20 protein-coding genes are annotated in these 17,770 nt (G+C 35.4%); 12 read left to right on the top strand and 8 right to left on the bottom strand.

Annotation, left to right across the window (positions count from 1 at the left end; translation table 11 throughout):
* Nucleotides 1-137: 137 nt before the first annotated feature.
* Both prsA and SJY24_RS25185 read right to left on the bottom strand, forming a co-directional pair.
* Nucleotides 138-1,010 (bottom strand): peptidylprolyl isomerase PrsA, encoded by an 873-nt coding sequence (prsA, locus tag SJY24_RS25190; RefSeq protein ID WP_377866592.1) that lies wholly within the window; start codon nucleotides 1,008-1,010, stop codon nucleotides 138-140.
* Between the two features lie 425 nt (nucleotides 1,011-1,435).
* Nucleotides 1,436-1,630: a hypothetical protein gene (locus tag SJY24_RS25185; RefSeq protein ID WP_000172693.1), complete on the bottom strand. Its 195-nt coding sequence runs from the start codon at nucleotides 1,628-1,630 to the stop codon at nucleotides 1,436-1,438.
* A 118-nt stretch (nucleotides 1,631-1,748) separates the two neighbouring features.
* Between SJY24_RS25185 and SJY24_RS25180 the strand changes: the two genes are divergently transcribed.
* Nucleotides 1,749-2,084, top strand: a complete 336-nt coding sequence (locus tag SJY24_RS25180; protein ID WP_377866591.1) for a YhaI family protein — start codon at nucleotides 1,749-1,751, stop codon at nucleotides 2,082-2,084.
* Nucleotides 2,085-2,089: 5 nt separating this feature from the next.
* On the opposite strand, the gene SJY24_RS25175 is transcribed toward SJY24_RS25180, so the two are convergent.
* The 3 genes from SJY24_RS25175 to SJY24_RS25165 all read right to left on the bottom strand — a co-directional run bounded on the left by SJY24_RS25175 (nucleotide 2,090) and on the right by SJY24_RS25165 (nucleotide 3,954).
* Nucleotides 2,090-2,647, bottom strand: a complete 558-nt coding sequence (locus tag SJY24_RS25175) for an HTH-type transcriptional regulator Hpr (protein ID WP_000834921.1) — start codon at nucleotides 2,645-2,647, stop codon at nucleotides 2,090-2,092.
* A 298-nt stretch (nucleotides 2,648-2,945) separates the two neighbouring features.
* Nucleotides 2,946-3,308, bottom strand: coding sequence for a YtxH domain-containing protein (locus SJY24_RS25170; protein ID WP_144534632.1), 363 nt, complete (start codon nucleotides 3,306-3,308; stop codon nucleotides 2,946-2,948).
* Nucleotides 3,309-3,519: 211 nt separating this feature from the next.
* Complete coding sequence (locus SJY24_RS25165; RefSeq protein ID WP_377866590.1) at nucleotides 3,520-3,954, bottom strand: HIT family protein; 435 nt, start codon at nucleotides 3,952-3,954, stop codon at nucleotides 3,520-3,522.
* Between the two features lie 581 nt (nucleotides 3,955-4,535).
* On the opposite strand from SJY24_RS25165, the gene ecsA reads away from it, so the two are divergent.
* The 9 genes from ecsA (at nucleotide 4,536) to SJY24_RS25120 (ending at nucleotide 14,365) form a co-directional block, all read left to right on the top strand.
* On the top strand, nucleotides 4,536-5,279 hold the full coding sequence (gene ecsA, locus SJY24_RS25160) for an ABC transporter ATP-binding protein EcsA (protein ID WP_377866589.1): 744 nt from the start codon (nucleotides 4,536-4,538) through the stop codon (nucleotides 5,277-5,279).
* Nucleotides 5,272-6,483: an ABC transporter permease gene (locus SJY24_RS25155; RefSeq protein ID WP_377866588.1), complete on the top strand. Its 1,212-nt coding sequence runs from the start codon at nucleotides 5,272-5,274 to the stop codon at nucleotides 6,481-6,483. The genes ecsA and SJY24_RS25155 overlap by 8 nt, the downstream gene beginning before the upstream one ends.
* 13 nt (nucleotides 6,484-6,496) lie before the next feature.
* The gene (gene ecsC, locus SJY24_RS25150; protein ID WP_377866587.1) at nucleotides 6,497-7,204 is read left to right on the top strand and encodes an ecs operon protein EcsC; all 708 of its coding nucleotides are present in this window, start codon (nucleotides 6,497-6,499) and stop codon (nucleotides 7,202-7,204) included.
* Nucleotides 7,205-7,504: 300 nt separating this feature from the next.
* Nucleotides 7,505-8,872 carry an APC family permease gene (locus tag SJY24_RS25145; RefSeq protein ID WP_329762769.1) on the top strand — a complete coding sequence of 456 codons (1,368 nt, stop codon included), beginning with the start codon at nucleotides 7,505-7,507 and terminating at the stop codon, nucleotides 8,870-8,872.
* An 11-nt stretch (nucleotides 8,873-8,883) separates the two neighbouring features.
* On the top strand, nucleotides 8,884-10,500 hold the full coding sequence (locus SJY24_RS25140) for an amidohydrolase (protein WP_329762768.1): 1,617 nt from the start codon (nucleotides 8,884-8,886) through the stop codon (nucleotides 10,498-10,500).
* An 18-nt stretch (nucleotides 10,501-10,518) separates the two neighbouring features.
* Nucleotides 10,519-11,376 carry a carbon-nitrogen hydrolase gene (locus tag SJY24_RS25135; protein WP_377866586.1) on the top strand — a complete coding sequence of 286 codons (858 nt, stop codon included), beginning with the start codon at nucleotides 10,519-10,521 and terminating at the stop codon, nucleotides 11,374-11,376.
* A 135-nt stretch (nucleotides 11,377-11,511) separates the two neighbouring features.
* Nucleotides 11,512-12,237: a (Fe-S)-binding protein gene (locus SJY24_RS25130; RefSeq protein ID WP_377866585.1), complete on the top strand. Its 726-nt coding sequence runs from the start codon at nucleotides 11,512-11,514 to the stop codon at nucleotides 12,235-12,237.
* A 15-nt stretch (nucleotides 12,238-12,252) separates the two neighbouring features.
* Nucleotides 12,253-13,683: a LutB/LldF family L-lactate oxidation iron-sulfur protein gene (locus SJY24_RS25125; protein WP_377866584.1), complete on the top strand. Its 1,431-nt coding sequence runs from the start codon at nucleotides 12,253-12,255 to the stop codon at nucleotides 13,681-13,683.
* On the top strand, nucleotides 13,664-14,365 hold the full coding sequence (locus SJY24_RS25120) for a LutC/YkgG family protein (RefSeq protein ID WP_377866583.1): 702 nt from the start codon (nucleotides 13,664-13,666) through the stop codon (nucleotides 14,363-14,365). The genes SJY24_RS25125 and SJY24_RS25120 overlap by 20 nt, the downstream gene beginning before the upstream one ends.
* A 160-nt stretch (nucleotides 14,366-14,525) precedes the next feature.
* Here the strand turns inward: SJY24_RS25120 and SJY24_RS25115 are convergent, their stop codons facing one another.
* From SJY24_RS25115 to SJY24_RS25105, 3 genes are all read right to left on the bottom strand, one after another.
* The gene (locus SJY24_RS25115) at nucleotides 14,526-14,840 is read right to left on the bottom strand and encodes a DUF1433 domain-containing protein (RefSeq protein WP_377866582.1); all 315 of its coding nucleotides are present in this window, start codon (nucleotides 14,838-14,840) and stop codon (nucleotides 14,526-14,528) included.
* A gap of 110 nt (nucleotides 14,841-14,950) precedes the next feature.
* Nucleotides 14,951-15,271 carry a DUF1433 domain-containing protein gene (locus tag SJY24_RS25110; protein ID WP_088007533.1) on the bottom strand — a complete coding sequence of 107 codons (321 nt, stop codon included), beginning with the start codon at nucleotides 15,269-15,271 and terminating at the stop codon, nucleotides 14,951-14,953.
* Nucleotides 15,272-15,809: 538 nt separating this feature from the next.
* Nucleotides 15,810-16,133, bottom strand: a complete 324-nt coding sequence (locus SJY24_RS25105; RefSeq protein ID WP_001220548.1) for a hypothetical protein — start codon at nucleotides 16,131-16,133, stop codon at nucleotides 15,810-15,812.
* 113 nt (nucleotides 16,134-16,246) lie between these two features.
* Here SJY24_RS25105 and SJY24_RS25100 point away from each other — a divergent pair, with 113 nt between their 5' ends.
* Nucleotides 16,247-17,452, top strand: a complete 1,206-nt coding sequence (locus tag SJY24_RS25100) for a lipase family protein (protein ID WP_377867308.1) — start codon at nucleotides 16,247-16,249, stop codon at nucleotides 17,450-17,452.
* Between the two features lie 14 nt (nucleotides 17,453-17,466).
* The gene (locus SJY24_RS25095; protein ID WP_377866581.1) at nucleotides 17,467-17,763 is read left to right on the top strand and encodes a hypothetical protein; all 297 of its coding nucleotides are present in this window, start codon (nucleotides 17,467-17,469) and stop codon (nucleotides 17,761-17,763) included.
* Nucleotides 17,764-17,770 lie beyond the last annotated feature (7 nt).

The following is a 17,770-nucleotide window of genomic DNA, read 5'->3' as shown; positions in this document are numbered from 1 at the left end:
TTACAAGGGGAGAGGGGACTCCTGTCTGATTTTGTCGGTAAGTCGATATAATTTCATTTAACGTAAAATAGGGATACTTCTTATTTGAAAAAATATTTATACATACAAAAAAGCTCGGGCTAAGCCCGAGCTTTTCATTATTTCTTTTCTTCTTTTTTAGCGTCAGCTTTTGGTTCTTCGAAAAGATCTTTCAAATCTTTATCGTCAACTTTTACGTCAGCTTTTTTGATTTCTTTCATCATAAGATCGTTCATAAATTGAGCGTCTTGTGTTTTTTCTTGAACTACTTCTTTTTTGATGTCAGCTTTTGCTTGATCGAAAGTTTTGTCAGCATGAGTATCAGTTACTTTAATGATATGGTAACCATGCTGTGTTTTTACTGGTTCACTTACTTCGTCTTTTTTCAGCTTACGAGCAGCTTCATCGAATTCTTTAACCATTTTATCTGGTCCGAAGAATCCTAAGTCGCCACCTTTTTCTTTTGAACCTGGATCTTCAGAGTACTTTTTCGCTAACTCTTCGAAAGATTTACCTTGTGCAAGTTCTTCTTTCACTTTTTTAGCAGTCTCTTCATCTTTTACAAGAATATGGCTTGCTTTAATTTCTTGCTTATAGTCTTCATATTTTGCTTTTAAGTCTTTATCAGTGATTGCTTTTTCAATTGCTTGTTCTTGAGCTAATGAAGCGCGAACACCGTTTTTAACTGTTTCTTCTTTAAGACCTTGCTGTTTCATTAGTGTATCGAATTGATCACCGATTTGCTTTTTCATTTCATCGTACTTTTTATCTACTTCTTTTTCATCGACTTTGTAGTTTTTGATAAGTACTTTTTCCATAACCATGTTATTTAGTACTTGTTTACCAGCTTGTGTCTTCATTTGATTGTAGAACTCTTCTTTAGTGATGTCACCAGCTTTAGATGTAACAATTTTGTCTGATGATGATGATGTTCCACATGCTGATAATGCGATTACACTTGTTGCGGCTAAGGCAAGCATAGCTTTCTTCATTCGATAAACACTCCTACTATTATGTATTTTTAATTTATCCTACACCGATGAATTTTGGTTCATAAGAGCCCGATTAAGTCTCACTGATACTTTTGCTTTTTATGTTGGTAAAGCGCGCTTAACAGGGCTTACCGAGGCTGAGGATAAAGTTTAGATGCGTGTCGTTTATTTCATAGTATAAGCAATATGTACAAAATTTAATATATCATATTTCGACCTGTTTTCCTATTGATAAAGAAATTTTAACCAGTTTGTGTCAGATTTTGAAGGGGTGCCATATTGGGCGCATGTTGCATATACAGAAAGGAGGAGGGGATGGGGGATGAATTCAAAACTTATTTTATTACTTGTACTGTTTATTTTATTAGTTATAGTAGGTATAATTTGCTTATAGAGGAAAAAAATGAGGAAGGGGCTTTCCTTCCTCACTTTCCATGAAATATAATTTCTACATAACTAGAAATTAATAGAATGGTAATACATACATTAATAACTCGAAAGACACCTGGCTGGCGGCTCGCAGATATTTGTTTTCGCTCACACAGTGTATGTGTCATGAAATTCGTGTAAAATATAACAAGAAGTGCAAATGCGACAAAAACAACGGTTATAAGAGTCATGAGGCGAGACCTCCTTTTGGCTAAAATACATATACTTTATATATTGTATCATACGATATTTTGTTCGTGTTACAAAATTCAGAAATAGAAGACTTTGTGTTAGGAAGCGAGGGAGAAAATGGACGTTGTAAGAAGACTAGAACAAGCTGAATATTACGTAGACCTACTATTTAAAATGATTGATGAAGAAAAGTGTCCATTTTATTCTTTAATCATAAAGAAAAAAGCTCGTAAAAAAGATATTGAACGTATACTAAATCTTTGTGAAAAGATGAACGAACAATACGTAAAGGAGAAAGCAGAAGGCTTTCTATTGTTCGACGCGCTATTAGATCAATTTGAAAAAGCGCTTCCACATCAGCTCGAAGTACACGAAACTGCGGAAGCGCTAGCAAAACAAGGTTTATTTAAACCACTTATGAATGAATTCTTACGCATGATTGCGAAAGGATAAATAGATTATTTCTTAACTAATTTTTGATCGGTCTCCGTAAAGTTCTCCTCAATATTTTCTAATGATTTCTCAAAAATATCGATGAAGTCTTGTCCGTAAATATTGCGAAGGATCGCGATAAGTTCGATATTTTCTGGGAACTTACCATAAAAATTACGAAGTGCAAGAGCCCCATTAAACACAGAATTATTTTCAGGATCATACTCCTCCATTAAGCGAAGTAGTAATTCTTCCCCTTTGTCTGTAATTTCAATGTACGTATTTCGTTTATCATCTTCTTTTTTCGAGAATACAAGATAGCCGCGTTCTTCTAGCTTTTTAGAGAAGTTAAACGCCGTTGATACGTGCATAACCCCAAACTTAGCAATCTCAGAAATAGAAGCCCCTTTTAAATGATAAGCGATTGATAAAATGTGATGCTCATTAATGTTTAAATCGTAAGGTTTAATCCACTGTTGCCAATCTTTCTCTACGCATTTCCATAACGCTTTCGATAATTGAGCAATGCGTTGGCTGAAAATCATCGCTTCTTTTACCGAGTAATCTTTTTCTCCACTTTTCATTTACTCACCCACTTTAACATTCTTTTTCATTACTATCTATTATGCCAGTAAAATAAAAATTAATAAAGTCTTTTTGTGAGAATTGTGAAAATTTTTTGGAAAAATGACATTCTATACAAATCATGCATAACTATGGAAGCGTTTTATGAGTCAAGAATACATGTGTTGTCTGTACATGTTAAGTGATAACAGATATTGTAAATGCATAAAAACACGGCATATCTATGTGATATACCGTGTCAAGGTCGATTCGTATAAAAAATATTTGTTATATGCAAAAAACTAAGCAGGAATATGTTTACGCTTTTTCTGGAACGGCTTCTTGTAGTTTCTCAATTGACTTTTGAATGTCTAAAATTTCTTTTTCAATATGTCGTTTGTTTTGAGAAATATCTTGTTTCCAGTTAGAAAGCGTGTCATGCATATCGTCTTTTAGTTCTTGAAATACTTCTTTACCTTCTGAAGCAGTTTCAACGATTTGGCGCTTTAACAACTTCGTATCAGCTGTAATATCAGCTAATGTCTTTTTAATATCAGTTCCTTTTTCTTTCAGCTTACCGCGCATAGCTTTACCAGAAGAAGGAGTTGAGAAAAGAACGGCTAGTCCAGCAACTGCTCCGCCGCAAATTACACCTGTAATAAAGGATTTAGCTTTTGACATAAAAGGAAACCTCCTTATTTTTCGTTCGTATTCATGATGTATAAAACTGTGCATATCTTTAAGACAAGGGGGAAGAAAAGTGAACTTTTCTCTCTTGTAAGTGCTATGCACAAAAAATTATATCCTCGGCATTTTTTGTGAAGAAACAAGCCATAGGGTATACATGCCAAAGGGATAGGCTTGTTATGTATTACTTCTTATTATAGTGGCACTATTTCACACTATTTGCAATTGTACTTGCGATGTTTTGTAAATTTTCCATAGTGTATTCATTTTGGTGTGATTTCCAAACAGCACCGAAACCATCGTTTTCACCGTAGCGTGGAATTAAATGAAGGTGGAAGTGGAATACAGTTTGTCCAGCTTTTTCGCCGTTATTGTTAAGCAAGTTGAAGCCAACTGGATTAAATTCTGCTTTCATTGCATTTGCGATTTTTGGAACGACAGCAAAAATATGTGATGCGATTTCTGGCGTTAACGCAAAAATGTCTTGTCTGTGAACTTTTGGAATAACAAGAGTATGTCCTTTTGTTACTTGACTAATATCTAAAAATGCAAGCACATGTTCATCTTCGTATACTTTTGAACAAGGGATTTGCCCGTCAATAATTTTACAAAAAATACAATTGTCCGCTGTATGATTCATCAATCTCATCCTTTCAAATAGCCTTAGCCGTATTTTACCATAATTACATAGGAGAACAAACACGAAAAACAGGAAGCTGACTCAGCTTCCTGTTTTCTGAAGAGGGATTGAAAAAACATTTTTTATAATTTACGGTTCGCAGACACCTCATTTATTTAAGAAATGCACGGTAAATCGGCTAAAGTTTCTGCCGTAGACACCCCATTTTCAAGTGAAATGAATTGCAATCTTTTTTTAAAATGAAATTGTTTATTTTTTAAAACAGTATATGCTCTTTCGGAGACACCCCGTTTCGAAAATGAAACAAATTATCTGGTTATGTGTAAATTTCATTGTCCAATTTGGACACCCCATTTCATGATGACTTCACTGTGTTGTTATACTCATCAATTGGTGGTTGCTTTTTCAATGTGTTCCTTCTTCACTAATTATGATGTCCGCTTTCGTAAAAATATATGCCAAGAAATTTAAATTTTTTTTTGAAGGCATCGATACTATGTAGTGTACCATGATTTTTGGTAAGATGAATATATACATTTCTTACAAAAGTGAATGAATATCAATGAAGAAAGTGGTGTCGTATGAGCGAGTTATTGCGTGTAGAAAATGTTACAGGAGGATATACGAAACGACCTGTACTGCAAAATGTTTCGTTCTCTGTTAATAAAGGCGAGCTTGTCGGCTTAATCGGTTTAAATGGAGCTGGTAAAAGTACGACAATTAAACATATCATCGGTTTAATGGAGCCGAAAAAAGGAACTGTCACAATTAACGGGAAAACAATTCGTGATGATATGACAGCGTACCGTTCTAGTTTCTCCTTCATTCCAGAAACGCCAGTATTATATGATGAGTTAACGTTAGAAGAGCATTTGAAATTGACAGCGATGGCGTACGGTGTAGATGAAAAACAATATGAAGAACGCGTAGGACAACTATTACAAGAGTTTCGCATGAAAAATCGTTTGAAATGGTTTCCGTCTCATTTCTCAAAAGGGATGAAACAAAAAGTAATGATTATGAGTGCATTTTTAGTGGAGCCATCTCTTTACATTGTGGACGAACCTTTCGTTGGTCTTGATCCGTTGGCGATTCAATCGCTTCTTCAAATGATGGATCAAATGAAAAAGAGTGGTGCGGGTATTTTAATGAGTACACATATTTTAGCGACAGCAGAACGCTATTGTGATTCATTCATTATTTTGCATCAAGGTGAAGTGAGAGCGATGGGAACATTAGCAGAACTTCAATCTGGGTTTAACATGCCTGGTGCAACGTTAGATGATATTTACATTGCATTAACAAAGGAAGAAGATTATGAATAGCACAGCGTTATGGAAAGAACGATTTCGGCACTTTCTAAAAGAAGTTCGTACATATAGTAAATACGTATTTAATGACCATTTGAAATTTATTTTCGTATTTATCATTGGCGCAGGAGCGTATTATTACCAGCAATGGTTACAAACGTTAACACCTTCATTTCCGACAGCGTTTGTTATGGCAGTCTTACTTGGCCTCGTATTAACAGCTGGGTCCATCCAAACGTTATTAAAAGAAGCGGACCTCGTGTATTTGCTGCCAGTTGAAGAAAAGTTAAAGCCTTACTTTACAAAGGCATTTCTCTTTACGTTTATGATTCAGTTATACATAATCGCAATGGTAGCAGCTGCGCTTGCCCCGTTATATTTCCAGCAAATGAAACAAACAGGAGCGGCTTACATATGGATTGTAATCGCGTTTGTCATTGTAAAAGCGTGGAATTTATTCGTAGCGTGGGAAAAATCATTTTTAACAGATCAAAGCGTTCAAAAAGCAGATTGGTTCATTCGTTTTATCCTAAACGGCTTATTTGTGTATTTCCTTGTAGAACGTACTTCAGTCATTTTTACCGGTGTAATTGTCTTTTTAATGGTGCTATACCTTGCTGTTATGCATCAAAAGGTGAAAGGAAAGCCGCTGAACTGGGAGTATTTAATTTCTGAAGAAGGTAAAAAAATGATGCTGCTGTACCGCATTGCGAATATGTTCGTTGATGTACCGGCGTTAAAAGAGAGAGTATCACGCCGAAAATGGCTTGATTTCATTCTTTCGATGATCGGTGAGAAGCGTACATATTTATACTTATATACGAGAACATTTTTAAGATCAGGTAACTATTTTGGCTTATATGTGCGTTTACTTGCTCTTGGCGGGATTATTCTTTACTTCATTCCGTTTTTATATGGCCGATTTATCGTTAGTCTTATCTTCTTATACTTAATCGGTTACCAGCTATTAACCCTTTGGAAACATCACCGCATGAAAGTTTGGCTTGATTTATATCCGGTAGGGGGAGACGAGAAGAAGAACGATTTTCTTACTTTATTAAATGCGATTCTTATTATCGGCAGTGCTGTATTTACAATTTTATTTGCACTTGCGACGAAAGATTTCATTATGACCGGCATTTTATTTGTAGTAAGCATATTATTTAGTATTGGTTTCGTTTATCAATACGGTGCAAAGCGCATTGAGCGTTTAAATTGAAGGGAATGAACCTATGATTACATATGAAGAGAAGGTTATAAAAGAATTGGAGCAGTGGAAAGCTACATTCATGAAAGATTCTTCTATGATGACACGGTTCTCAAAGAAAGTGCAGACGAAAGTACAACAACTTATTCCGGCGAAAGTGCAAAAGGTACTAACAGAAACGATTCGGATGATGGTACAAACGATTAGCGCCGGATCAAACTTTATAAAGCCGAAACTAAAAGAAACGACTTGGTCGCTGCAAAGACGTGACGATGAAGTCCGTAAAAAAATGGACGAATATAAAAAAGTAGCAGCGGCAGAAGGAGCTGGAACAGGAGCAGGTGGTATTCTCCTTGGCCTTGCCGACTTTCCGCTTTTACTCGGCATTAAAATTAAATTTTTATTCGATGCCGCAACATTGTACGGATTTGATACGAGTAACAAAGAGGAGCGCCTTTTTATCCTTCACGTTTTTCAACTTGCCTTTTCAAGTGACGATCACCGAAAAGAAATATGGAAAGCAATCGAAACGTGGGATACAGAAGAAGAAAATCATATGGACTGGGAAAAGTTCCAAACGGAGTACCGAGACTATATCGATTTAGCAAAAATGCTTCAGCTCGTACCAATCATCGGTGCCCCAGTCGGCGCATATGCGAATTATCAATTGTTGCAAAGGCTTGGGGAAGTGACGATGAATTGTTATCGTATGCGATTGCTTAATAGAAATTAAATTAATTTATAAAAAGAAGGCATCCTAAATGTGTAATTTAGGGTGCTTTTTTCTTTTAGGATTCTCGCACCATACCCATCAAGCTAAGTTTAATTTCACGCGGGATTTTTTATTTTTTTAATATTTCTGACGTACGGAAAGTATGCAAGTATTCATAAATTATGCAGAAAAGGATATTTTCCCGTGGGGAATTTATCCTTTTTTTGCTTTATAACATGAGAAAATAATGATTTTTCTATATGGTCACAAAATGGAACGGAAATTGCATAGATAAGTTGCAAAGATGAAGGGGGTTGAAAAGTGAAAGATGATATTCAGTTAAAGCGTTCATTGACTTTTTTTCAACTTGTATTGCTAGGTTTGGCCTATATGGCACCATTAACGGTATTTACTACGTTTGGGGTAGTGGAATCTTTATCAAAAGGAGTGATACCAACAGCCTATATACTTGCACTATGTGCGATGTTATTTACAGCATATAGTTATGGACAAATGACAAAAGCGTATCCAATTTCGGGATCAGCTTATACGTATACACAAAAGTCATTAAGCCCAGGATTAGGTTTCATGGTTGGTTGGGTAATTTTAATGGATTATTTGTTTATCCCCATGATCAACTTCCTCATTATTTCACTCTATTTATCGGAATATCTTCCTTCTATTCCTTCTAGTATATGGATTATTGCGATGATTGTAATTGTGACAGTAATTAATGTTGTAGGGACCAAAGTAACGATTACGATGAATATGATTTTTTTAGGATTCCAATATATCGTATTGATAGTTTTTTGCGCTCTATGTATTCATTCACTTCTTAATGGAACAGGAGAAGGAACATTATTTTCATTAAAACCGTTTATGAATCCAGATTCTTCAATAATTGCAGCATTTTCAGGGGCATCTGTACTTTGTTTATCCTTTTTAGGGTTTGATGCTTTAACCACTTTTGCAGAGGAAACAATTCAACCGAAAAGAACCATTCCAAAAGCGATTTTCTTTGTCATTTGTTTTTCTGGTATGTGCTATATTATCGTCTCATATCTAGCACATTTAATACATCCAGACTATTTGGCATATAAAAGTTTAGATACGGCAGCTGCTGAAATCGCTAGAATGCTAGGCGGAAATTTATTTAATGCTTTGTTTCTTGCAGGAATGGTTGTAACTTCATTCACATCCGCGTTAGCTTCTCATGCTAGTGTTTCGCGTATTTTATATGCAATGGGGAGGGACTCTGTACTGCCAAAATCATTTTTTGCCTATATACATCCGCGTTTTCAAACGCCTATCAAAAATATTATTTTAGTGAGTATTTTTGCGCTGGTTTCACTATTTACTGACCTTGTTACAATTACATCTTTTATTAACTTCGGTGCATTGATTGCTTTTACATTTGTGAATATTTCCGTCATTGCACATTATTTTATTAAGGGAGGAAAAAGGTCATTAAAATCTACAATTCTCTATTTATTAATACCATTAATTGGTGCATGTATAACAATTAAATTGTGGAGTGATTTGGACAAGATGTCTCTCATACTAGGAGGACTATGGACCATTATAGGGATTGCATATCTTCTATATATAACAAAATTCTTCCGTGTTCAACCACCACAGATGAATTTTGATGAATTGCCAAAAGAAGATGGAAAAGAAGTATCTATTTAGGAGGGAGATTTATGAGAAAAAAAGCGGATATGATTTTAAGTAGTCATGCTGTATTTACAGGTATAGGAGAAGCACCAATCCCGGCATCAATTATTGTTAAGGATGATAAGATTATTGCTCTTGTTCCGAAAGAAGATATTCATAGTTATGTAGATACAGACACAATTGTACATGATTTTGGAAATCAGCTTATTATGCCTGGATTTCATGATTTCCATATTCATTTAATGTTAGGAAGTCTAGTGAGTGAAGGAGTACAGTTAATTCATGCGCGTTCAGCTAGAGAAGTTGGAAAGTTTGTAAAGGAATTTGCTGAACGAAATAAAGAGATAAATTGTGTAATTGGAAGCAGTTGGGAACAGAATTTGTGGGAAATTCATGAAGAGCCACATCGGATGATATTGGATGAGTATGTTGCAGATCGACCAGTTTTTTTATACCATGCTGAATTTCATAGTGTTTGGTTAAATAGTAAAGCACTTGAAATGGCAGGGATTAATAAAGAAACTAAGAGTCCACCATATGGAGAAATCGTTAGGGATCAAAATGGTGAGCCAACAGGAGTCTTAAAGGAAAATGCAGTGGGGTTAGCAACTAGCGTATTGCAGTTTAACTCTAAACGCAATAGGACATTGCTTCAAAATTTTTTAATAGAAGCTGCGAAATATGGAGTAACCTCTGTGCATGATTTATTGAGGATACCAGAAATGGGCGTAGAAGAAGCGGAGTTATATGATGAATTTGAAAAGGTAGGAAAGTTAACAACGAGAATTCATTTTGTTGCTCCGCTAAATGGAGATTTAAACTTAGCAAAATCCTTAAAGGAAAAATACAAATCTAGCATGGTTCAATTTTGTGGGTTTAAACAATTTATTGATGGAGTAACAACTAGTTATACGGCATATTTACTTGAACCATATAATGAAGAAACGACAAGAGGGCATACTACATATCCACCAGAAATCATAAAAAAATGGACAGTAGATGCTGACAAGGAGGGCTTTCGCGTACGATTTCATGCAATAGGAGATGGGGCTGTACGTTTAGCATTAGATGCTTTCGAAGAGGCTGAAATACAGAATGGAAAAAGAGATGCGAGGCACGCAATTGAGCATGTCGAAATGATTCATCCAAATGATATTGAGAGGTTTCAAAAATTAGGAGTGCTGGCGTCTATTCAACCTGAACATATTAATCTTACAAGCAGAGAAGTGTATAGTAGGTTAATTGGATCAGAAAGAATGCAATACAATTACTTGATGAAAACATTAATGGACGCAGGAGCAAAGCTTGTATTTGGCAGCGATTATCCTGTTGTTACAATAAATCCGTTACCAGAAATATACCGCGCTGTAACAAGGCTAGATGATGAAGGTGTGGAATGGAATTCGCAAGAGAAAATATCATTAGCGGAAGCGTTACGAGCATACACGTATACTCCTGCCTATGCCTCATTTCGTGAAAAAGAACTAGGCATAATAGAAGAAGGGAAGCTAGCTGATATAGTTGTGCTAGATCTGAATTTGTTTACTGTACCGGTGGAAGAAATTAAAGATGCTAAGGTTATTTTTACAATGGTAAATGGCAATATAGTTTTTCGGGATGAAAAAGAAAGTGTTAAGAATTAATGGGGAGGGGAGAAGAGAATGAATGAAGTGACAATTGGGCTAGTTCAATTAGCGTGTAATGAAAATATTAAGGGAAATATAGAAAGAACAATAGAAAAGGTAAGAGAATCGGCAAAAAAGGGAGCCAAGATTATTTGTTTACAGGAGTTATATCATGCTGAATACTTTGCTCAAAGCGTTTCAGTTTGTAATTATGAACTGGCAATTCCTTTTGAACATGAAGCATTACAAGCGATGCAAAGGTTAGCGGAAGAACTTCATGTGGTTATAATTGTTCCTTTTTATGAATGGGTGGCGCAAGGGATTTACTTTAACAGTGCAGCAGTGTTTGATGCTGACGGTAAATATTTAGGAACAACACGTAAAAATCATATTCCAGATGGACCGAGTTACCATGAAAAATATTATTTCACACCAGGAAATACAGGATATCCAGTATATAGTACAAAGTATGGAAAAATAGGAATCGGGATTTGCTGGGATGAATGGTTCCCTGAAGTGGCACGAATTTTGACACTAAAAGGGGCAGAAATATTATTTTACCCTTCCGCAATTGGCTCGGAACCAGATTATCCAGAACTATCAACAAAACCAATTTGGACAAAAGCTATTTCAGCTCATAGTATTCATAACGGTGTATTTGTTGCAGCTGTAAATCGAGTTGGAAAAGAAAAGGACATGTGTTTCTATGGAGGAAGTTTTATTAGTAATCCAATGGGGGAAATTGTTTGTTCTTTAGAGGATGAGGAAGGAATACTCATCCAAAAAATTGATACAAAGGAAATTAATGAAGCACGTAATCTACTGCAATTTTTAAGAGATCGTCGTACGGATACATATTCGCTAATTTTAGAAAAAGAAGTTCTAAACAGATAAAAAAGACTCTCAAATTTGAGAGTCTTTTTTTGTTTCTATTCATATTTTTTATTTTTTTACCAATAATATACATATGAAGTGGATTTGGTTATAAAGTTACTTGAGCTTACTTTACTGTATTTAGGGGTGCAAAATATGAAAGTATCAATATTTATTACTTGTGTTGCAGATGTTTTTTATCCAGAAGTAGGGAAAGATGTTGTGGAAATTCTTGAAGATTTAGGGTGTGAAGTTGATTTTCCAAAAACTCAAACTTGCTGCGGACAACCTGCTTATAATAGCGGGTATGTGAAAGAAACAAAAACAGCTGCAAAACATATGATTGAAGCTTTTTCCAGTTCAAAATATGTTGTGGCACCATCGGGGTCTTGCGCTATGATGGTTCACGAGTTTTCTAGCTTATTTTCTGAAAGTGAAGCGGAGTGGAAGAAAAAGGCTACGGAACTTGGAAATAAAACGTATGAATTCACACAATTTCTTGTTGAAGTATTAGGGAAAGAAGACTTAGGTGCGGAGCTTCATAAAAAAGCAACGGTTCATACATCTTGTCATATGAGCCGGTTAATGGGGATTAAGGAACCACCGCAAAAATTATTGAAATGTGTAAAGGGACTGGAAGTTGTTTCACTACCACATAATTATGATTGCTGCGGATTTGGAGGGACATTCTCGGTGAAAATGCCAGAAATCTCTGAGCAAATGGTTGAGGAAAAAGTAAAGCATATTATGGAAACCGGTGCGGAATTGTTAATTGGGATGGATTGTAGCTGCTTAATGAATATAAAAGGACGTTTAACACGCAATGGCTATCCAATTGATGTAAAACATATTGCTCAAGTATTAAATGAAGATCGAAAATAAGAGGGGGATATAGAGATGGGAATGAGAATTGGGAACGATCCCTTTCATAAGCGTACTGAAACAGGCATTGGGGATAAATTTATGCGACAGGCTGTCAGGAAAGCGCAAGATGGTCTTAGAGTTAAGAAATTAAAAGCTACTGAGAGTCTTGGGAATTGGGAGGAATGGCGAGCTTTAGGAGAAGAAATTCGAAAGCATACATTGGAAAACCTTGATTATTATTTACATCAGCTAAGTGAAAATATTGAGAAAAACGGTGGTTTCGTTTATTTTGCAAAGACTGCAGAAGACGCAAGGGAATATGTAAAAGAGATTGTAAAAAAGAAAAATGCGAAAAAAATTGTGAAATCAAAATCGATGGTAACAGAAGAGATTAGTTTAAATGAAGCGATTGAAGAAGCTGGAGCGGAAGTGTTAGAAACAGATCTTGCTGAATTTATTCTACAAGTGAACGACCACGATCCTCCCTCGCATATTGTTGTTCCGTGCCTTCACAAAGATAAAGAACACATTTGTGAAATATTTAAAACAAAGTTAAATTACACTGGAACATCTGACCCTACGGAAATGGCGAGGTTTGTAAGAGATTATTTACGTGATGATTTTTTTGCAGCGGATATAGGAGTGACTGGATGTAACTTTGCTGTTGCGGAGTCTGGGTCAATTTCTATCGTAGCAAACGAAGGAAATGCAAGACTTACTACGACACTTCCAAAAACGTTGATTACAGTTATGGGGATGGAACGTATTGTTCCGACATGGGAAGAGCTTGATGTTTTAGTCACACTTCTATGCCGAAGTTCTGTAGGACAAAAGTTAACAAGTTATATTACAGGATTAACTGAGCCTGGCGGGACAGATGGACCTGAGGAATTTCATTTAGTCATTGTTGATAATGGTCGTTCCGATATTGTAGGAACAGAATTCCAAAGTGTTCTTCAGTGTATTCGTTGCGCGGCATGTATTAATGTGTGTCCTGTATATAGGCATATTGGTGGACATGCATACGGCTCTATTTATCCAGGGCCAATTGGAGCTGTGCTAACACCGCTTTTAGGGGGATATGATGAATATAAGGATTTACCTTATGCATCTAGCCTTTGTGGTGCTTGTACAGAAGCGTGTCCAGTGAAAATCCCGTTACATGACTTATTAATTAAACATCGTAGCCGCATCGTAGAAGAAAAACAATCACCCGTAGCTTGGAACGTGGCTATGAAAGGTTTTGAAAAAGCGGTGAAGAGTCCTAGATTATTTTCTTTTGCTGCGAAGAGCGCTCCGTATGCATTAAAACCTCTCGCAAAAGGGGATAAGATTGAGCGCGGCATTGGGCCATTAAAAGCTTGGACGGACGCGAGAGATTTTCCAGTTCCGAAAAAACAACCGTTTCGAGAGTGGTTTGAAAAACACGAAAAGGAGAACGATGATGGCAATCCAAAATCGTGAGGAATTTTTACTCCAATTATCAGAAAAGCTTGGTAGGAAACGCCCAGAAGCAGTGGAAAAACCGAAATGGTCTTTTTCCCCGCAGTGGAATGTTTTTGATGGACTCACACAAGACGAACTTGTATTACAGTTAATGGAGCACTGTGAAGTGATTCATACAGAAGTAAAGCGAACAACAAAGGAAAGTCTTGTTGAAACATTTCAATCTTTAATAAAAGAATGGAATATCAAATCTGCTATGTATTCGAACGATGAGCGCTTTAATGAGTACGGTCTCACTTCATGTTTCAACAATGAAGGCACAACACATTTTCGTGCATGGGGATTAGGTGATAAAGAAGAGGACATAAAATTTGCGAAAGCTGCTGACCTTGGCATTACGTTCAGTGATATGACTCTGGCGGAATCAGGAACCGTTGTACTATTTAATGATGGGTTAAAAGGAAGACATGTTAGTTTGCTTCCAGAGTCATATATTGCAATCGTTCCTAAAAGTACGATCGTACCAAGGTTAACCCAAGCTACAAAACTGATTCATGATCAAAGTAAAGCGGGAAAAAACTTGCCGGCTTGTGTGAACTTCGTTTCTGGTCCATCAAATAGCGCGGATATTGAAATGAACCTTGTCGTAGGTGTGCATGGGCCAATCAGAACAGCGTATATTATTGTGGATGATGAATAATGATTTACGGTTACGAGTTGGAAATATAGATGAAACTTTTTACCGTTTATCTAAATAGGAATTGATTTGTTTTATAAAAAAGACATCCTAAATCACACATTTAGGATGTCTTTTTTGTTCTAATGATTAATGTTTAAAAGGAAAATTTCAGATTGTCTTTTCAGTGTTTTAGGCTGAAATTAGTAGTAGAGATAGAACCGATATTATAATCATCTTTATAATCAATTGAAGTAGTAAATTTCTTATTTGTATCATCTTTGATATGACCAGTCATAAAAATAGTTTCGATATCATTAGAAGGAAATCGATGATTCGTAATAGTCACTTCCAAAGTCTCTTTTTCTTTAAAATATTGAATGGTTGTTTCTGTTGCTTTATTAACGATTTGTTGTTCCTCATTCTTTTGATCTATCGTACATCCTCCTAAAAGAATAAGTGTAAAAATAAAGAATAATCTTATAGCATACTTTTTCACGAATAATCACTCCATGAATGTTGCGTTATATTCCTCTTCAATAAATTTTATATTCACTGAATATTGTGTGGTGAAGTATAAAGAAAAGGCACTCTAAAGTGCCTGGATTATTAGTTTTTAAGCTCTAAATTTTTGGTGGTTGAAATAGCGCCGATATGATAATTATTTGCGTATTCAACTGAAGCAGTAAATTCTTTAGTTTTATCATTAGTCACATAGCCTGATATAGAGATAGTTTGAAAGTCTTTTGGTCCAAATTCATGACCAGTAATTGTTACATCTAAGCCCTCTGTTTTTTTGAAATACTGAATGGTTTCTTCTTTTGCTTTATTAATGATTTCTTCCTCGGTATTATTTTCATTATTACAGCCTCCTAAGGTAGTAATAATGAAAATGAAAACTAAATAAAAAAACAATCTTTTATGCAACATAATTCTCCTCCAATCATTGGTTCCTAAATTAGGGATATATCAAATGTTGTAGAAGAGAAACTTTAAAATGTTTTAATAGGTTCAAATCAATCTAGGTTTTTAAGAATTATTTGAGGGGTTCCTTTTGAAAATAAAAATAGACACCTTATTGTTAGGTGCCCAAAAGTTTGATACATTGCTTCTAAATTTTTAATGTTAGAAGTTGAGCTTATTGAATATTGATCTCATCCTTTATATACATATGAAATAATTGGAATTAATATAAAGGGCCAACAAAAATATACTTTATTTTCATATTAATTTCAGTTATCATAACTAATACTTTCAACCTTATTTTTATAATTTATATCTGCAGTTATTTTACGGTTTGGATTATTTGTTACATGACCTGATACAAAAATCACCCAAAAATCTGAGGGGGCGAATTCCACTCTTGTCACTGTGACACCTAGCTTTTTATCTTCTTTAAAATGTTGGATTGCGATCTTTTCTGCTTTTACTTTTAATGCTATTTCCTCATTTTTTTATCCATATTGTATTATTTTTTTAGAGAAAAATTCGTTGAAACAGAACCAACATTATAATTATTATTGTAATCTATTGTAGCAGTGAATTCCTTGCTTTCATCATCTTTGATATGACCAGTTATGAAGACTGATTCTAGATCATTAGAAGGGAACCTGTAATCAGTAATAGTTACATCTAAATTTTGTTTCTCTTTAAAGTAATTAATTGTTTTTTCTGTTGCTTTATCTACTATTTGTTTTTCTTTATTATTTTCCTGCATATTACATCCCCCAATTATTGTACTTACAAAGATAAAAAAGACAAAAAAGGTAAATTTTCGGATTTTAATTCTCATGTTTACCCTCCGTTAATGTTGTTCTATAATTTAGAATATACTAAATATCCCAAGGAGGGAATACTTTGGATAGCAAAAATACACAAGAAGTGTTAGATTTAAGCTTTTATCGAATGGCTAAAGATGCGTATAAATCAGATAAAGAGTTAAGAAATGAAATTACAGTGAATAATGCGAATGATGATACTTTACAAACATGGAAGGTCCGTGAAACATTCCACGACAAACAAACCGGAATGGACGCAGTAGTCTTTGAACGAGATGTGGATGGGAAAAAGCAAGTTATGGTAGCTTTCCGAGGTACAGAAGGGGATAAAATTATAGAGAAAAACTCTTTAGGCATTCCGATGAAGCCAGGGGAAGGTATGAAGGATGCCAAAGCGGATGTAAATCATTTTGTATTACGAGAAGGTGTTCATGAACCGGCAGCACCTCCTGTAGCAGGGACTGAGAATGCAGATTCAAAGAAATATTGGAATGAAGAGCATCAACGTTGGGAAACACACAATCAATTCGAACAAGCTGAAAGAGTCATGAAACAAGTAACGGATACATACAAGGATAGGGATGATGTCGAGATATATACGACAGGTCATTCGTTAGGTGGCGCTTTGGCTGAATATGTTGCAGCATTTAATGATAGTGTAAGATGTTTGTCGTGGAATGCGCCGAGTGCAAAACATTTGTTACCGCCTGATTTACAAGAGAAAGCAAATAATGGTGAGTTTAATAATAGAATTGTAAGTGTTGTTCACGGAAATGATTCAATTGGCTATGGACCATTTGGTGCATATGAAAGTCATATAGGATCTACTTATGCGGTAACACCACCAATTTCGAAAGAAGAAATGTCAAAGCTATCATTACAGCAAAAGCTTGGGATGGATGTTACCCGATTTTTGAATTCGATAAGTGGCCCTGGTTATCATTATCAAACAGATCAGAACTTCCGGTTTGGAGAGAATGGGTCTTTATCCAATAACTACTTGTTAAATGTAGACACGAATGAAAGAGTTTATGATTCACCGGGCTCGTTATTAGGCGGGGGAGAGATTCGTGTGGTTGTAGAGAATTTGGAAAAGGCCGTAAGAGATATGAAGCGAAATGCGCAAGAATTTCAAGATAGAGTACCGAGGTTAATTTCTAATATGATGACATTATTAGAAACAGCTGAAAGTAGACGGGTAGAAGCTAAAGTAAATAATATACGTGGACATGTAGAGCATTTAAGTTTTTGGTACATACGAACAGCAACGGAAATTTCAGATTTTATTGAGAAGAAAGCCGATGATTATAAGAAGACGGATCAACAATATTAAGGGAGAAGATTAGGATGCCGAGGATTTACTTAAATGAAGAAGCATTGAGCCAAGCTTTACAACAATTTGACCATATGATTCAAGACTTAAACCATAATAAAAGAGTGGTAAGTACTGTACATGATTTACTCTTATCAAGCTGGTCTCAACTTGGAGTAGGGAAAAAAGCCATTAGTGATTTAGAATCTTTTAAAAAAGATATTGAAAGAAGGATGGAAGAATTAGAGGCTGATAAACGAGAGTTAAAGGGTGCGATTGATTTACTAAAAGCGCTGGACCAAAGTTATGATTACATGGGTCCTAAATATTAGATTACAA

It is taken from the genome of Bacillus sp. R86525 (assembly GCF_042466195.1).
Lineage (GTDB): Bacteria > Bacillota > Bacilli > Bacillales > Bacillaceae_G > Bacillus_A > Bacillus_A nitratireducens.
The sequence above is the reverse complement of the archived record's forward strand: the minus strand, read 5'-3'. Positions and strand labels throughout refer to the sequence as shown.

Excerpts from the sequence above, each read along its gene's own strand:
- SJY24_RS25100 (WP_377867308.1), top strand. The coding sequence starts at position 16,247 with ATGGCTAAAGATGCGTATAAATCAGATAAAGAGTTAAGAAATGAAATT.
- SJY24_RS25170 (WP_144534632.1), bottom strand. The coding sequence starts at position 3,308 with ATGTCAAAAGCTAAATCCTTTATTACAGGTGTAATTTGCGGCGGAGCA.
- SJY24_RS25105 (WP_001220548.1), bottom strand. The coding sequence starts at position 16,133 with ATGAGAATTAAAATCCGAAAATTTACCTTTTTTGTCTTTTTTATCTTT.
- SJY24_RS25140 (WP_329762768.1), top strand. The coding sequence starts at position 8,884 with ATGAGAAAAAAAGCGGATATGATTTTAAGTAGTCATGCTGTATTTACA.
- SJY24_RS25175 (WP_000834921.1), bottom strand. The coding sequence starts at position 2,647 with ATGAAAAGTGGAGAAAAAGATTACTCGGTAAAAGAAGCGATGATTTTC.
- SJY24_RS25180 (WP_377866591.1), top strand. The coding sequence starts at position 1,749 with ATGGACGTTGTAAGAAGACTAGAACAAGCTGAATATTACGTAGACCTA.
- SJY24_RS25125 (WP_377866584.1), top strand. The coding sequence starts at position 12,253 with ATGGGAATGAGAATTGGGAACGATCCCTTTCATAAGCGTACTGAAACA.
- SJY24_RS25185 (WP_000172693.1), bottom strand. The coding sequence starts at position 1,630 with ATGACTCTTATAACCGTTGTTTTTGTCGCATTTGCACTTCTTGTTATA.
- SJY24_RS25095 (WP_377866581.1), top strand. The coding sequence starts at position 17,467 with ATGCCGAGGATTTACTTAAATGAAGAAGCATTGAGCCAAGCTTTACAA.
- ecsC (WP_377866587.1), top strand. The coding sequence starts at position 6,497 with ATGATTACATATGAAGAGAAGGTTATAAAAGAATTGGAGCAGTGGAAA.
- SJY24_RS25120 (WP_377866583.1), top strand. The coding sequence starts at position 13,664 with ATGGCAATCCAAAATCGTGAGGAATTTTTACTCCAATTATCAGAAAAG.
- ecsA (WP_377866589.1), top strand. The coding sequence starts at position 4,536 with ATGAGCGAGTTATTGCGTGTAGAAAATGTTACAGGAGGATATACGAAA.
- SJY24_RS25135 (WP_377866586.1), top strand. The coding sequence starts at position 10,519 with ATGAATGAAGTGACAATTGGGCTAGTTCAATTAGCGTGTAATGAAAAT.
- prsA (WP_377866592.1), bottom strand. The coding sequence starts at position 1,010 with ATGAAGAAAGCTATGCTTGCCTTAGCCGCAACAAGTGTAATCGCATTA.
- SJY24_RS25110 (WP_088007533.1), bottom strand. The coding sequence starts at position 15,271 with ATGTTGCATAAAAGATTGTTTTTTTATTTAGTTTTCATTTTCATTATT.
- SJY24_RS25130 (WP_377866585.1), top strand. The coding sequence starts at position 11,512 with ATGAAAGTATCAATATTTATTACTTGTGTTGCAGATGTTTTTTATCCA.
- SJY24_RS25155 (WP_377866588.1), top strand. The coding sequence starts at position 5,272 with ATGAATAGCACAGCGTTATGGAAAGAACGATTTCGGCACTTTCTAAAA.
- SJY24_RS25165 (WP_377866590.1), bottom strand. The coding sequence starts at position 3,954 with ATGAATCATACAGCGGACAATTGTATTTTTTGTAAAATTATTGACGGG.